Source organism: Pseudomonas sp. KCJK9058 (assembly GCF_046230975.1).
Lineage (GTDB): Bacteria > Pseudomonadota > Gammaproteobacteria > Pseudomonadales > Pseudomonadaceae > Aquipseudomonas > Aquipseudomonas alloputida.
This window is the reverse complement of sequence record NZ_JBJJLR010000008.1, coordinates 60,376-75,321: the sequence shown is the minus strand read 5'-3', so window position 1 is coordinate 75,321 and position 14,946 is coordinate 60,376. Positions and strand designations below refer to the sequence as shown.

13 protein-coding genes are annotated in these 14,946 nt (G+C 61.8%); 6 read left to right on the top strand and 7 right to left on the bottom strand.

Going from position 1 to position 14,946, the window contains the following annotated elements; genetic code table 11:
- Positions 1-17: 17 nt before the first annotated feature.
- From crcB to ACK59Z_RS07345, 4 genes are all read right to left on the bottom strand, one after another.
- Complete coding sequence (gene crcB, locus ACK59Z_RS07360) at positions 18-392, bottom strand: fluoride efflux transporter CrcB (protein WP_003251205.1); 375 nt, start codon at positions 390-392, stop codon at positions 18-20.
- Complete coding sequence (locus tag ACK59Z_RS07355; protein ID WP_003251207.1) at positions 389-1,714, bottom strand: replication-associated recombination protein A; 1,326 nt, start codon at positions 1,712-1,714, stop codon at positions 389-391. The genes crcB and ACK59Z_RS07355 overlap by 4 nt, the downstream gene beginning before the upstream one ends.
- Positions 1,715-1,726: 12 nt before the next feature.
- Positions 1,727-2,350, bottom strand: coding sequence for an outer membrane lipoprotein chaperone LolA (gene lolA, locus ACK59Z_RS07350; RefSeq protein WP_003251209.1), 624 nt, complete (start codon positions 2,348-2,350; stop codon positions 1,727-1,729).
- Between the two features lie 62 nt (positions 2,351-2,412).
- Positions 2,413-4,911, bottom strand: a complete 2,499-nt coding sequence (locus ACK59Z_RS07345) for a DNA translocase FtsK (protein ID WP_167398634.1) — start codon at positions 4,909-4,911, stop codon at positions 2,413-2,415.
- Between the two features lie 407 nt (positions 4,912-5,318).
- Here ACK59Z_RS07345 and aat point away from each other — a divergent pair, with 407 nt between their 5' ends.
- The 3 genes from aat (at position 5,319) to infA (ending at position 7,083) form a co-directional block, all read left to right on the top strand.
- Positions 5,319-5,999 carry a leucyl/phenylalanyl-tRNA--protein transferase gene (gene aat, locus ACK59Z_RS07340; protein WP_003251213.1) on the top strand — a complete coding sequence of 227 codons (681 nt, stop codon included), beginning with the start codon at positions 5,319-5,321 and terminating at the stop codon, positions 5,997-5,999.
- A gap of 56 nt (positions 6,000-6,055) precedes the next feature.
- Positions 6,056-6,763: an arginyltransferase gene (locus ACK59Z_RS07335; RefSeq protein ID WP_003251215.1), complete on the top strand. Its 708-nt coding sequence runs from the start codon at positions 6,056-6,058 to the stop codon at positions 6,761-6,763.
- 101 nt (positions 6,764-6,864) lie between these two features.
- A complete protein-coding gene (infA, locus tag ACK59Z_RS07330; protein WP_002553999.1) occupies positions 6,865-7,083 on the top strand; it encodes a translation initiation factor IF-1 in 219 nt (72 codons plus the stop codon).
- Between the two features lie 85 nt (positions 7,084-7,168).
- Here infA and clpA read toward each other — a convergent pair whose 3' ends face one another.
- Entirely contained in the window at positions 7,169-9,439 is a 2,271-nt protein-coding gene (clpA, locus tag ACK59Z_RS07325; protein ID WP_003251217.1) for an ATP-dependent Clp protease ATP-binding subunit ClpA, read from the bottom strand.
- A gap of 30 nt (positions 9,440-9,469) precedes the next feature.
- On the bottom strand, positions 9,470-9,832 hold the full coding sequence (gene clpS, locus ACK59Z_RS07320; protein ID WP_003251220.1) for an ATP-dependent Clp protease adapter ClpS: 363 nt from the start codon (positions 9,830-9,832) through the stop codon (positions 9,470-9,472).
- Positions 9,833-10,062: 230 nt separating this feature from the next.
- On the opposite strand from clpS, the gene cspD reads away from it, so the two are divergent.
- Complete coding sequence (gene cspD, locus ACK59Z_RS07315) at positions 10,063-10,329, top strand: cold shock domain-containing protein CspD (RefSeq protein WP_003251222.1); 267 nt, start codon at positions 10,063-10,065, stop codon at positions 10,327-10,329.
- Between the two features lie 71 nt (positions 10,330-10,400).
- On the opposite strand, the gene icd is transcribed toward cspD, so the two are convergent.
- Positions 10,401-11,657, bottom strand: a complete 1,257-nt coding sequence (gene icd / locus ACK59Z_RS07310) for an NADP-dependent isocitrate dehydrogenase (protein WP_003251224.1) — start codon at positions 11,655-11,657, stop codon at positions 10,401-10,403.
- 414 nt (positions 11,658-12,071) lie between these two features.
- Here icd and ACK59Z_RS07305 point away from each other — a divergent pair, with 414 nt between their 5' ends.
- Entirely contained in the window at positions 12,072-14,297 is a 2,226-nt protein-coding gene (locus tag ACK59Z_RS07305) for an NADP-dependent isocitrate dehydrogenase (protein ID WP_108191732.1), read from the top strand.
- A gap of 176 nt (positions 14,298-14,473) precedes the next feature.
- Positions 14,474-14,914 carry an NUDIX hydrolase gene (locus ACK59Z_RS07300; protein ID WP_108191731.1) on the top strand — a complete coding sequence of 147 codons (441 nt, stop codon included), beginning with the start codon at positions 14,474-14,476 and terminating at the stop codon, positions 14,912-14,914.
- Positions 14,915-14,946 lie beyond the last annotated feature (32 nt).

Sequence of the window (14,946 nt, the reverse complement as noted above, 5' to 3'; positions counted from 1 at the left end):
TATGTGTAGGTGTTGGTTCAGAATCGGGTCAGGGACAGGCCAGCCCAGGTTGCGAGCAGCCCGCCCACCACGCTGATACTGGTATAGCCCAAGGCAAGGGGCACTTGCCCGCTTTCCATCAGGCGCACGGTATCGAGCGAGAAGGAGGAAAAGGTCGTCAGGCCCCCGAGGAAGCCGACAATCAGGCCGGCGCGCAGTTCGACCGGCGCCAGCGGCTTGTGCAAGAACAAGCCATAGAGCAAGCCGATCAGCAGACAGCCAACCAGGTTGACCGCCAGCGTACCGGCATAGAAGTGCCGTGGCCAGTGGGCCGCTACCCAGTTGGTGGTAGCAAAGCGCAACAAGGTGCCGGCAATACCACCCGCGCTGACCGCGGCGATGAGTGCAATCACGGTTTTCTCCGCTGGCGGGGGCTGTTGCGGTCGAGGTCGGCCAGATGGCGCAGCTTCTCGCCAATTTTCAGCTCCAGGCCACGGGGCACCGGCTGATAGTACTGGCGCGGTTCCAGCTCGTCGGGGAAGTAATCCTCACCGGCGGCGTAGGCGTCAGGTTCATCGTGGGCATAGCGGTACTCGTCGCCATAGCCCAACTGCTTCATCAGCTTGGTCGGGGCATTGCGCAGGTGCAACGGCACCTCCAGCGAACCATGCTCGGCCGCTTCGCGCAGGGCGGTCTTGAACCCCACGTACACCGCGTTGCTCTTGGGTGCACAGGCCAGGTAGGTGATGGCCTGTGCCACCGCCAACTCGCCCTCGGGGCTGCCAAGGCGCTCCTGCACATCCCAGGCTGCCAGGCACAGGCTAAGCGCACGCGGGTCGGCGTTGCCGATGTCCTCGCTGGCCATGCGCACCACGCGACGGGCGATGTACAACGGATCGCAGCCGCCGTCGAGCATGCGTGCAAACCAGTACAGGGCGCCATCGGGGTTGGAGCCGCGCACCGACTTGTGCAGTGCGGATATCTGGTCGTAAAACGCCTCGCCGCCCTTGTCGAAGCGGCGGCGACTGTCACCCAGCAGGCTCTGTAGCATCTCGACGTCGATCTCGCTGCCGTCTTCAGCCAGGTCCGAGGCGTTCTCAAGGAAGTTGAGCATGCGCCGGCCATCGCCGTCGGCGGCGGCCATCAGCATCTTGAAGGCGTCGTCGCCCACCCGCAGGTTGCGCTTGCCCAGGCCACGCGCTTCCGTCAGCGCACGGTTGACCAGCTTGCGCAGGGCCGCTTCGTCCAGGCTCTTGAGCACATACACCCGCGCCCGCGACAGCAGCGCGTTGTTCAGCTCGAACGACGGGTTTTCGGTGGTGGCACCGATGAACAGCAGGGTGCCGTCCTCGACATAGGGCAAAAAGGCGTCCTGCTGCGACTTGTTGAAGCGGTGCACCTCGTCAACGAACAGGATGGTGCGACGGCCATATTGGCCAGCCTGCTGTTTGGCCACCTCCACCGCCTGGCGGATCTCTTTCACCCCGGCCAGCACCGCCGACACCGTTTCGAAGTGCGCATCGCAGAACTGCGCCAGCAACCGCGCCAGCGTGGTCTTGCCGACCCCGGGCGGCCCCCAGAAGATCATCGAGTGCAGCGCACCTTGTTCCAGCGCTTCGCGCAGCGGTTTACCGCGCGCCAGCAGGTGCTCCTGGCCGACGTACTCATCCAGGCTGGACGGGCGCAGACGGGCGGCCAGGGGCTGGGCGACAGGTTCGCTTCGAAACAGGTCCATGGCGAGCTCTGGTTACTCCTTGATCACGTCCGCGCCCTTGGGGATGTCGAACTTGAACTTGCTGTCCGGCACCGCCTGGTTGGCCTTGACGCCATTGAACAGGATGTTGGTGCGCTGGCCGACGCTGTCGATCAGCTGCATGTCATTGATCAGGCCTTTGCGGAACGACACGCGCAGCGAGTCGAACAGGGTGTCCTTGGTCTTTGGCTTGAGGGTGAAGTCCATCACTTCACCCTGCTCCTTCGAGGCGATGTCGAAGCTTTGGCTGATCTTCGACACATCACCCGACAGCAGCAGTGCCGGGGTCTGGTTCAGGCGCACGTCGAGCTTCTTGATGGTGGCCTGTTCCAGGTCCGGGTCCCACAGGGTGACGTTCTTGCCGTCCGACACCACCACCTGCTCCTGCGGTGCATCGGTGTGCCAGTAGAACAGGCCCGGGCGCTTGACCGTCATCTTGCCCGAGGTTTCCTGCAGGCTGGTGCCATCGGCGCCCAGGGTCAGCTGGGAGAAGTTGGCCTCGATGGTCTGCGACTTTTCCAGCAACTGGGTCAGGCGTTGTACGTCTTGCTCACCGGCATAAGCAGTAACCGAGCCCAGGGTAAGGGCAGAAACCAACAGCATGCGAATCGCGCGCATGGGAATCCTCATTGAGCGTTGAAAAGGCCGGGCGCCACCGTTGGCGCCCGGCAGGGTGTTCATCAGTCGCGCGGGCCGCCCGGGGCTATCACTTCCCGCGAGCCGTTGCTGTTCATCGGGGTGACAACGCCGGCCATCTCCATCGACTCGATCATGCGCGCGGCACGGTTGTAGCCGATCTTCAGCTTGCGTTGCACGGCAGAAATGGAGGCGCGACGGCTCTCGAGCACGAATTGCACCGCCTCATCATACAGGGCGTCGGTTTCGGCATCGTCACCCTCGCCACCGCCGCCGCCGTCAAAGCCGCTACCGGCCTCTTCGACGCCGTTGAGGATGTCGTCGTTGTAGTCCGGGGCGCCACGCAGCTTCCACGCCTCGACCGTGCGGTGCACTTCGTCGTCGGACACGAATGCCCCGTGCACCCGGATCGGCAGGCTGGTGCCCGGCGGCATGTACAGCATGTCGCCATGGCCCAGCAGCTGTTCGGCACCGCCCTGGTCGATGATGGTACGCGAGTCGATCTTGCTCGACACCTGGAACGCCATACGGGTCGGGATGTTGGCCTTGATCAGGCCGGTGATCACGTCCACCGACGGGCGCTGGGTGGCGAGGATCAGGTGAATACCGGCCGCCCGTGCCTTCTGCGCGATACGGGCGATCAGCTCTTCGACCTTCTTGCCGACAATCATCATCATGTCGGCGAATTCGTCCACCACCACCACGATGGTCGGCAGGGTTTTCAGCGCAGGCGGCTCATCGTCCATGCTCTCACGGCGATACAGCGGGTCATGGATGATTTCGCCAGCTTCCTGGGCGTCCTTGATCTTGCGGTTGAAACCGGCCAGGTTACGCACGCCCATGGCCGCCATCAGTTTGTAGCGCCGCTCCATTTCGGCCACGCTCCAGCGCAGGGCGTTGGCGGCGTCCTTCATGTCGGTGACCACCGGGCACAGCAGGTGCGGGATGCCTTCGTAGATCGACAGTTCAAGCATTTTCGGGTCGATCATGATCAGCCGCGCGTCTTCCGGGCTGGACTTGAACAGGATCGACAAAATCATCGCGTTCACACCCACCGACTTACCGGAGCCGGTAGTACCGGCCACCAACAGGTGCGGCATCTTGGCCAGGTCGGTGATCACCGGCTTGCCGCCAATGTCGTGGCCCAGCGCCAGCGTGACGGGCGATTTCTGCTCGTCGTACTGCGGCGTGGCCAGCACTTCGGAGAAGCGCACCATCTGGCGGTTTTCGTTGGGTATCTCGATACCCACCGTGGTCTTGCCAGGGATGACCTCGACCACTCGCACACTGGTCACGGCCAGCGAACGCGCCAGGTCCTTGGCCAGGTTGGCGATGCGGCTGACCTTCACGCCGGCGGCCGGCTGGATTTCGTAACGGGTAATCACCGGGCCGGGGTGGATCGAATCCACCGCCACTTCCACACCGAATTCCTTGAGCTTGATTTCCAGCAACTGGCCGACGCCGGCCAGGGATTCTGGCGAATACTCGATCTTTTTCTGTTCGGCCGGGTCGAGGATGGAAATCGAGGGCAAGGTGCCTTCCACGGCGCTGTCGACGAACAGCGGCGCCTGCTTTTCCTTCATCGCCCGCTTGCTCGGCTCCGGCGCCTTGGCGGCTGACGGCGGCACAATGGTGGGCGCTGCGTGCTGCTGGCGGGGCACCACGGTTTCACGCGGCGCCAATGCCTCAGGCGCCGTTTCACGTGGCGGCACAATCGGTTCGCGTGCAAGGGTTGGCTCACGTGGCTCGACCGGCTGAGCGGGTGGCTCTTCACGCTTGAGGATGCGCTCGCGCAGTGACGGTTTGGCCGGCTCGCGCTTCTCGGCAGCCATCGGCGCGGCCTTGAACACCGGTTCGTCCTCGCGCAGCTGTGCCTCAAGGCGCTTGCGCTCGTTGCGCGCTTCCCACCAGCGGGTGGCAGCCCCTTGCACCAGTTCGAACAGGTCGAGGGTGATCTTGCCGGTCAGGTCCATCACCTTGAACCACGACAGGTCGGTGAAGACGGTCAGGCCGAACAGGAACAGGGCAATGAACATCAGCGTGCTGCCCTGCACGTTCAGCAGGTTGCGCGCCAGGTCGCCCAGGCTTTCGCCCAGTGCACCACCGGCGGAGAACGGCAGGCTGGCGGGCGGGTGGAAGTGGATATGCGCCAGCGCTGCCCCCGACAGCACCAGGAACACCAGACCAATCAGCCGCCAGGAGAACAGCCAGCCGCTCCAATCCCACGGCTGGTGGCGTTCGCGGAAAATCTGCCAGGTCTTGACCGCCAGCAGCAGCGGGAAAATATAGGCGAAGTAACCCAGCACCATGAACAGGATGTCGGCGAAGTAGGCACCGGCACGCCCGGCCGCATTCTGCACCTGGTCGACGTTGCTGGTGTGGCTGAAGCCCGGGTCCGACGTATCGTAGGTCAGCAGCGCCATCCACAGGTACAGGCACAGCGCGCCGACAGCGATCAACGCACCTTCCTTGAGGCGATAATGCAGCTGCTGCCGCCACAGTGGCACAGGCAATGGAGCTGGAGTTGCGGTGGATTTCTTCAAAACGCGTCTATTCCTGCGCGTGGTGCGCGTCCAATAGTGATCGGCCGCTGCGCGACCAACGAACCACTACTTTTAACATTACTGCCCGCCAGCCGCCATGGCGGCACGCCGTATGGGGGTTTGGCCGGGGGCGAATTCATATAGCTGCAATTTGAGCATGCATTTTCTTTTGTGACAAAGGCTTATGCTGTGTTTTTGCACAGGTGTGACAGCAAATGTAGCGGATGGTGCCTGCGGTTTGATGAATGTGTAGGAAATTGCCCTGAATTGCCGCAAAACGGCCTCACCTCCCTGTAGGAGGTAGCTTGTGCAGGTTACCGCGCTGGCTTTGAGGCACCCAAAGAGATTGACCCCGCTTTTGACCCAAGCCATGCTGCCCTCTCCCCTCCCCCACCGCACGATAGACCATGCTCACCTGGCTGACCCGCGACTCGCTGACCTTCCCGCCCCTGGAAAAGGCGCTGCACGACCCCAACGGCCTACTGGCCGCCGGCGGTGACCTGAGCCCCGAGCGCCTGGTGCAGGCGTATCGCCATGGCTGCTTCCCGTGGTACCAGGACGGCCAACCGATCCTGTGGTGGTCACCCGACCCGCGCACGGTGTTGTTGCCTGACCAGTTGCATGTGTCACGCTCGCTGGCCAAGCTGATGCGCCAAGGCCGCTACCAGGTCAGCTTCGACACCGACTTCCCGGCCGTGATCGCCGCCTGCGCCGCGCCTCGCGACTACGCTGACGGCACCTGGATCACCGACACCATGCGCAACGCCTACTGCGAACTGCACCGCCGTGGCATCGCCCATTCGGTCGAAGTTCGCCAGGACGGCGAACTGGTCGGGGGCCTGTACGGCCTCGCCATGGGCCAGCTGTTCTTTGGCGAATCGATGTTCAGCCGCGCCGACAACGCCTCCAAGGTCGGCTTCGTGACCTTGGTCAACCACCTGCGAGACGCCGGCTTCGTGCTTATCGACTGCCAGATGCCGACCAACCACCTGCACAGCCTGGGCGCCCACGCCATCAGCCGTGCCGAGTTCGCTAGCTACCTGGCACGCCACCTTGACCAACCCAACAGTGCTTCATGGGTTGCCTAGGCGAGTTCCCGTAGCTGGCTTACACTTAAAACAAAGTCTCACCGAAGGGGTTGATCATGACAGAGTTGGCGCGCTTGAAGTTCTATGCCACTCAGCCCCACTCCTGCAGCTACCTGCCGGAGGAGCAGGCGACCACGCTGTTCCTCGACCCCAGCCAGCCGATGGACGTGCACGTGTACGCCGATTTGTCGGAAATGGGCTTTCGCCGCAGTGGCGACCACCTGTACCGCCCACACTGCCAGAACTGCAATGCCTGCGTGCCGGCGCGCATCCCGGCGGCGCGTTTCATCCCCAACCGCCAGCAGCGTCGCATACTCAAACGTAACGCCGACCTGACCGTAACCGCAGCGCGCCCGGCGTTCAAGGAAGAGTACTTCGAGCTGTACCGGCGCTATATCGAAACGCGCCACGCCGATGGCGACATGTACCCGCCCAGCCGCGATCAGTTTTCCACCTTCCTGGTACGCGACCTGCCGTTCTGCTGGTTCTACGAATTTCGCCTGGAAGGCCGGTTGATGGCGGTGGCAGTGTGCGACCTGCTGCCCAATGGCCTGTCAGCGGTGTACACCTTCTACGAGCCGGACGAGGAGCGCCGCAGCCTCGGCCGTTTCGCCATTCTCTGGCAGATCACCGAAGCGCTGCGCCAGAACCTGGAGGCGGTTTACCTGGGCTACTGGATCAAGAACTGCAAGAAGATGAACTACAAGACGCAGTACCGACCTATCGAGCTGCTGATAAACCAGCGCTGGGTCACCCTCAACTGAAAGCATTGGCTTGACACGCAGTTTTCCGGCATAATCCACGCCACTTTTTTGCCCGGTGCGGATATGCGTCGGGCTAACACTGGATCCGAGGGCTCAACTGCATGTCGAAAGAAGACAGCTTCGAAATGGAAGGTACTGTCGTCGACACCCTGCCCAACACCATGTTCCGCGTGGAGTTGGAAAACGGGCACGTCGTAACCGCGCACATCTCCGGAAAGATGCGCAAGAACTACATCCGTATTCTCACTGGCGACAAGGTCCGCGTCGAGCTGACGCCGTACGACCTGAGCAAGGGCCGCATCACCTACCGTGCGCGCTAAACTCAAGCCATGAAAAAGCCCGGCCAGGTGCCGGGCTTTTTTGTGCCTTTTGAAACTGCAGGGGCTGCAAAGCAGCCCCTGCACATCACGCGACCTCAGCGGTGGTTTCGAAGTCGAACACCAGTTCGCCATCGCGCAGGTCGACATGCACCACGCCACCATGCTCGGCCAGCTCGCCAAACAGGATCTCCTCGGCCAGCGGCCGCTTGATCTTGTCCTGGATCAGCCGCGCCATTGGCCGCGCACCCATCTGCACGTCATAGCCCGAAACCGCCAGCCAACCGCGCGCTTCATCGCTGACTTCCAGCAGCACACGCTTGTCTTCCAGTTGCGCCTGCAATTCGATAAGGAACTTGTCGACGATGCTTTTGATCGTCTCCGTGCTCAGGCGGCCAAACTGGATGATGGTATCCAGACGGTTGCGGAACTCTGGCGTGAAGCTCTTGCGGATCACTTCCATGGCATCGGACGCGTGGTCCTGATGAGTGAAGCCGATCGACGCCCGCGCGGCGGTTTCTGCACCGGCGTTGGTGGTCATGATCAGGATCACGTTACGGAAGTCGGCCTTGCGCCCGTTGTTGTCGGTCAAGGTACCGTGGTCCATCACCTGCAGCAGCAGATTGAAGACTTCCGGGTGGGCCTTCTCGATTTCATCGAGCAACAATACGCAGTGCGGCTGCTTGGTGATCGCCTCGGTCAACAAGCCACCCTGGTCAAAACCAACATAACCCGGCGGCGCACCAATCAAACGCGACACGGTGTGACGCTCCATGTACTCAGACATGTCGAAACGCACCAACTCCACACCCAGCGCCTTGGCCAGTTGCCGCGCCGCTTCGGTCTTGCCGACGCCGGTAGGGCCGGCGAACAGGAACGAACCCACCGGCTTGTCTGGCGACTTGAGGCCGGCACGGGACAGCTTGATCGCGGTGGCCAGCGAGTCGATTGCCTGGTCCTGGCCAAACACGGTCAGTTTCAGGTCGCGCTCAAGGTTACGCAGCAGCTCCTTGTCGGAACTGGTGACGTGCTTCGGCGGAATTCGCGCAATCTTGGCGACGATGTCCTCCACTTGCGGCACATCAATGCGCTTGACGCGATTGGCCTCTGGCTGCAGGCGCTGGTAGGCCCCAGCCTCGTCGATCACATCAATGGCCTTGTCAGGCATGTGCCGGTCGTTGATGTAGCGCGAAGCCAGTTCGGCGGCGGCGCGCAGGGCTTCGTCGCTGTACTCGATGTTGTGGTGGCTTTCGAAACGCCCTTTCAGGCCGCGCAGAATGCCCACGGTGTCTTCGACCGATGGCTCGCTGACATCCACCTTCTGGAAGCGCCGCGCCAGGGCACGGTCCTTCTCGAAGATGCCGCGAAACTCCTGGAACGTGGTCGAACCGATGCAGCGGATTTCACCCGACGACAGCAGCGGCTTGAGCAGGTTGGAGGCATCCATCACCCCGCCCGACGCCGCACCGGCGCCGATGATGGTGTGAATTTCGTCGATGAACAGAATGGCCTGCGGACGCTTGCGCAGCTCACCGAGCAGCGCCTTGAAGCGCTTCTCGAAGTCACCACGGTATTTGGTACCGGCCAGCAAGGCGCCCAGATCGAGGGAGTACACCACGCTCTGTGCCAGCAGGTCAGGCACCTGACCATCGACGATGCGCTTGGCCAGGCCTTCGGCGATGGCCGTCTTGCCCACGCCAGCCTCACCCACCAGCAGCGGGTTGTTCTTGCGCCGACGGGCCAGGATTTGCGCCACGCGTTCCACTTCCTGCTCACGACCTACCAGCGGGTCGATACGGCCGGCACGGGCCAGCTCGTTCAAGTTGCTGGCGTAGGCGTCCAGCGGGTTGCTCGAAGAGGAGGTTTCGCCGCCCTCTTCGTCCTGCATGTCCTGCTCGCTTTCAGACTGCGCACCATGCCCTGGCACCTTGGAGATGCCATGGGCGATGTAGTTGACCACGTCGATACGGGCCACGCTCTGCTGCTTGAGCAGGAACACGGCCTGGCTTTCCTGTTCGCTGAAGATCGCCACCAGCACGTTGGCGCCGGTCACTTCGCGCTTGCCAGAGCTTTGCACGTGGAACACGGCACGCTGCAGCACGCGCTGGAAGCCCAGGGTTGGCTGGGTTTCACGGTCTTCGTCGTTGACAGGGATCAACGGCGTGGTGGAGTCGATGAACTCTTGCAGGTCATGCTTGAGCTTGTCGAGATTGGCGCCACAGGCGCGCAGAACGGTCGCGGCAGCCTCATTGTCAAGGAGTGCCAGCAGCAGATGCTCGACGGTCATGAACTCATGACGCTTCGAACGAGCCTCCTTGAAGGCAAGATTGAGGGTGACTTCGAGCTCGCGGTTTAACATAGCTTCACCTCATACCCAAGTGGTCGGCGATTAACCGTCCTTCTCGATTTCACAGAGTAGCGGATGCTGGCTTTCCCTGGCGTATTGGTTGACCTGCATGGCCTTTGTTTCGGCGATGTCACGGGTAAACAATCCGCACACTGCCCGCCCCTCGGTATGGACGGTCAGCATGATCTTGGTCGCCAGCTCGCGGTTCAGACTGAAGAACGTCTCGAGCACTTCGACGACGAAATCCATTGGTGTGTAGTCATCGTTGAACAAAACCACCTTGTACATCGGTGGCGCCTGCAGGATCGGCTTGGCTTCCTGAACTGCAAGACCTGAGCCGTCGTCCTCATTCGATTGCGGGCGATCCTGATTGAATGTTAGTCGAATCTCACTAGGTGCATGCATGGAAAGAATTTCATCATGAGCGTCAGGTTAAGGTTGCGGGTTGACTGCACAGGCCACCGCCGGCGCAGGCGCCGCGTGACCTTGACTATCGGCAAAACGGTGTTACAACCAATAAGAACCCACCGTGGTCGATAAAGATCCGCGCAGTCAACCAGATTTTTCGCAAGGTTCGTATGCGGATGAAGTGGATGATACTCCAGTGATGGAGTCCTTTGCAGAGGGACATAGGGATGGCAAGCGGTAAAGTCAAGTGGTTCAACAATGCCAAGGGCTATGGATTCATCAATGAGGAAGGTAAATCCGATGACCTGTTCGCCCATTATTCCGCCATCCGAATGGACGGATACAAGACCCTGAAGGCTGGCCAGGCCGTGGTGTTCGACATCGTCCAGGGCCCCAAAGGCTTGCACGCCGTTGAAATCAAAGATGCTGCGGCCGCCGCGGCAGAGGCTGCCAGACCCCTGGGTGAGCCGCAAAGCGAAACTGCAAAAGCCTGACTGCCTGCGCTGTGCCGATAGACGAAAAAACCGGCCGTTTCTTTACAGGAGGCGGCCGGTTTTCTGTTGCCTTACATGTGTTTGATCATTTCATCGCCAAAGCCTGAGCTGCTTACCAGCTTGGCGCCTTCCATCAACCGCTCGAAATCGTAGGTCACGGTCTTGGCCGCAATGGCACCATTGGTGCCTTTGATGATCAGGTCGGCGGCCTCGGTCCACCCCATGTGGCGCAGCATCATCTCTGCCGAGAGGATCACCGAGCCCGGGTTGACCTTGTCCTGCCCGGCATACTTGGGCGCCGTGCCGTGAGTGGCCTCGAACATGGCCACGGTGTCGGACAGGTTGGCGCCCGGGGCAATGCCGATACCGCCCACCTCCGCCGCCAGGGCATCGGACAGGTAGTCACCGTTGAGGTTGAGGGTGGCGATCACGTCGTACTCGGCCGGGCGTAGCAGGATCTGCTGCAGCATGGCGTCGGCAATGGCGTCCTTGACGATGACCTCGCGACCGGTCTTGGGGTTCTTGAATTTCATCCACGGGCCACCATCGAGCAGTTCAGCGCCGAACTCGTCACGCGCCACCTCGTACCCCCAGTCCTTGAACGCGCCCTCGGTGAACTTCATGATGTTGCCCTTGTGCACCAGGGTCAGCGATTCGCGGTCGTTATCCACCACGTATTGCAGGGCCTTGCGCACCAGACGCTTGGTACCCTCCTTAGACACCGGTTTGATGCCAATGCCGCAATCCTGGTCGAAGCGGATCTTGGTGACCCCCATTTCCTCCTTGAGAAACTTGATCACCTTGTTCGCCTCGGGCGACCCGGCCTTCCACTCGATGCCGGCATAGATGTCTTCGGAGTTCTCGCGGAAGATCACCATGTCGACGTCGCCCGGCTTTTTCACCGGGCTCGGTACACCCTGGAACCACAGCACCGGCCGCAGGCATACATACAGGTCCAGTTGTTGGCGCAGGGCCACGTTGAGCGAGCGGATGCCGCCACCGACCGGGGTGGTCAGCGGGCCCTTGATCGACACCACGTAATCACGCACGGCATCGAGGGTTTCCTGCGGCAACCAAGTATCCTGGTCATACTTTTGGGTGGCTTTCTCGCCAGCGTATACCTCCATCCAGGCGATCTTGCGCTTGCCGCCGTAGGCCTTCTCCACGGCGGCATCGACCACCTTGATCATTACCGGCGAAACATCGACGCCGATCCCGTCGCCTTCAATGTAAGGAATGATCGGATGATCAGGCACGTTAAGCGAATGGTCTGCATTGACGGTAATTTTGGTGCCGTCGGTCGGAACCTTGATTTTCTGGTATCCCATGCTTGCACTACTCCGCTGTCGGGTGTGGTTTGGACATCGTGCGATCCACTGAGCCTAAACCACATCTGCCGACCTGCAAGGCATGCGACAACCCGCCGCATTGCCGCTTAGTCTTTGGTCTTATAAATGGGCCGATATCACTTGGCCTTGCTGATTAGCCCGAATGGTTTGGTATACTCCGCCGCGACCGAAGGGTCATCGGGGCGAATCCCAGGAAAATGCGGACCGCCCTAGGCCATGAATGGCCATAAAGCCTGGGTTGTTACCGCAGCTCAGCACTTGACGCTCGACTGATGCATCCACCATCACCGCTCGCAGCCTCTCGACTTTCCGCTCATGGCGCTGCCAGGGCGATGCGCCTACCCTGCGCACCACGAGACTCGAGCACGCTCAGCACACAGAGAGTTAACCCGCATGCCCACCCGTTCCAAGATCATCTATACCTTCACCGACGAAGCCCCCGCCCTCGCCACTTACTCGCTGCTGCCGATCATCGAAGCGTTCACCGCTTCGGCTGACATCGCTGTCGAAACTCGCGACATCTCCCTGGCTGGCCGTATCCTTGCCGCCTTCCCGGAGCAACTGGGCGCAGAGAAGCAAGTAGGCGATCACCTGGCGGAACTGGGCCAGCTGGCTACCACCCCTGAAGCCAACATCATCAAGCTGCCAAACATCAGCGCCTCGGTACCGCAGCTCAAAGCCGCGATCAAGGAACTGCAAGGCAAGGGCTTCAACATCCCTGACTACGCCGACGAGCCGGCCACCGCGGAAGAAAAAGAATCCCGTGCCCGCTACGACCGCATCAAGGGTTCCGCCGTGAACCCGGTGCTGCGCGAAGGCAACTCCGACCGCCGCGCGCCGCTGTCGGTCAAGAACTACGCCCGCAAGCACCCACACAAGATGGGCGCCTGGGCCGCCGACTCCAAGTCGCACGTTGCCCACATGACTCAAGGCGACTTCTACGGCAGCGAAAAAGCCGCGCTGATCGAAGCTGACGACAGCCTGCGCATCGAGCTGGTCGGCAGAGACGGCAGCACCACCGTGCTGAAAGAAAAAACCGCCGTCAAAGCTGCTGAAGTCATCGACTGCGCCACCCTGAGCCGCAAGGCCCTGAAAGCCTTCATCGCCGAGCAGATCGCCGATGCCAAGGCCGCCGGCGTGCTGCTGTCGGTGCACCTGAAAGCTACCATGATGAAGGTCTCCGACCCGATCATGTTCGGCGTCATCGTCGAAGAGTTCTACAACGACGTGCTGACCAAGCACGCCGCTGCCCTGGCCGAAGTAGGCTTCAACGCCAACAACGGTATCGGCGACCTGTACGCCCGCATCAAGGACCTGCCAGCTGACAAGCAGGCCGAGATCGAAGCCGACATCCAGGCCCTGTACGCCGAGCGCCCGGCCCTGGCCATGGTCAACTCCGACAAAGGCATCACCAACCTGCACGTGCCGAGCGACGTGATCGTCGACGCCTCGATGCCGGCCATGATCCGTGACTCGGGCAAGATGTGGAACACCGCAGGCGAACTGCAAGACGCCAAGGCCGTGATCCCGGACCGCTGCTACGCCGGCATCTACCAGGCCACCATCGAAGACTGCAAGGTCAACGGTGCCTTCGACCCGACCACCATGGGCAGCGTGCCGAACGTTGGCCTGATGGCGCAAAAGGCCGAAGAGTATGGCTCCCATGACAAGACCTTCCAGGTCAAGGCTGACGGCGTGGTTCGTGTAGTCGATGGCAAGGGCAACGTGGTGCTGGAGCAGAACGTCGAAGCCGGTGACATCTTCCGTATGTGCCAGACTAAGGACGCGCCGATCCAGGACTGGGTCAAGCTGGCCGTCAACCGTGCCCGCCTGAGCAACACCCCGGCGGTGTTCTGGCTGGACCCGGCTCGCGCCCACGACGGCGTCATGATCGAGAAGGTGCAGAAGTACCTGAAAGATCACGACACCACCGGCCTGGACATCCGCATCCTGGCACCGGTCGACGCCATCAAGTTCTCCCTGGCCCGCATCCGCGAAGGCAAGGACACCATCTCGGTGACCGGCAACGTGCTGCGTGACTACCTGACCGACCTGTTCCCGATCATGGAGCTGGGCACCAGCGCCAAGATGCTGTCGATCGTACCGCTGATGAGCGGCGGTGGCCTGTTCGAAACCGGCGCCGGCGGTTCGGCTCCGAAGCACGTGCAGCAGCTGGTTGAAGAGAACTTCCTGCGCTGGGATTCGCTGGGTGAATTCCTGGCCCTGGCCGCTTCCCTGGAGCACCTGGGCAACACCTACGACAACCCGCGCGCCAAGGTTCTGGCCAACACCCTGGACCAGGCTACCGGCAAGTTCCTCGACACCAACAAGTCGCCGTCGCGCAAAGTCGGCGGTATCGACAACCGCGGCAGCCACTTCTACCTGACCCTGTACTGGGCCGAGGCCCTGGCCGCTCAGACGGACGACGCAGCCCTGCAGGCACGCTTCGCACCACTGGCAAAAACCCTGGCCGAGAACGAAGCGACCATCGTCGCCGAGCTCAACGCCGTTCAGGGCAAGCCAGCCGACATCGGCGGCTACTACGCCCCGGATGCCGAGCTGACCGCCAAGGTGATGCGCCCAAGCCAGACCCTGAACAGCGCCATCGCTGCCCTGTAAGGTTCGCTTGAAGTAACAGCACAAACCCCGGCCACGCACCGGGGTTTGTGCTTTCTGGAAAACAAGCGCGGTCCCTGCAGGAGCGGGTTTACCCGCGAATACGGTGGTGAAACCACTGCCCCATTCACGGGTTAACCCGCTTCTACAGGGCCCTGCAGACCGTTGAGGAGATGCTCATGACCTGGCAACCCCACATCACCGTCGCCACCATCGTCGAACACGAAGGCAAGTTCCTCTTCGTCGAGGAATTCAAAGCCAACCAGCACGTCTTCAACCAGCCGGCCGGCCACCTCGAACCCAACGAGACCCTGCCCCAGGCCGCCCTGCGCGAAACCCTGGAGGAAACCGCCTGGGAAGTCGAGCTGACCGGCGTGGTCGGCATCTACCTGTACACCGCCCCCAGCAACGGCGTGACCTACCAGCGCATCTGCTTCGCCGCCCGCCCCGTGCGCCATCACGCCGACCTGGCACTGGACAGCGACATCGTCCGCGCCGTGTGGCTGACCCGCGACGAACTGCTGGCCGACCCTACTCGCTGGCGCAGCGAGCTGGTGCCGCGCTGCCTGGATGACTACCTCAAAGGCCCGCTGCACAGCCTCAACCTGCTACGCGACTGACGCAGCGCCGCGGTTTTGATAGAATCGGCGTT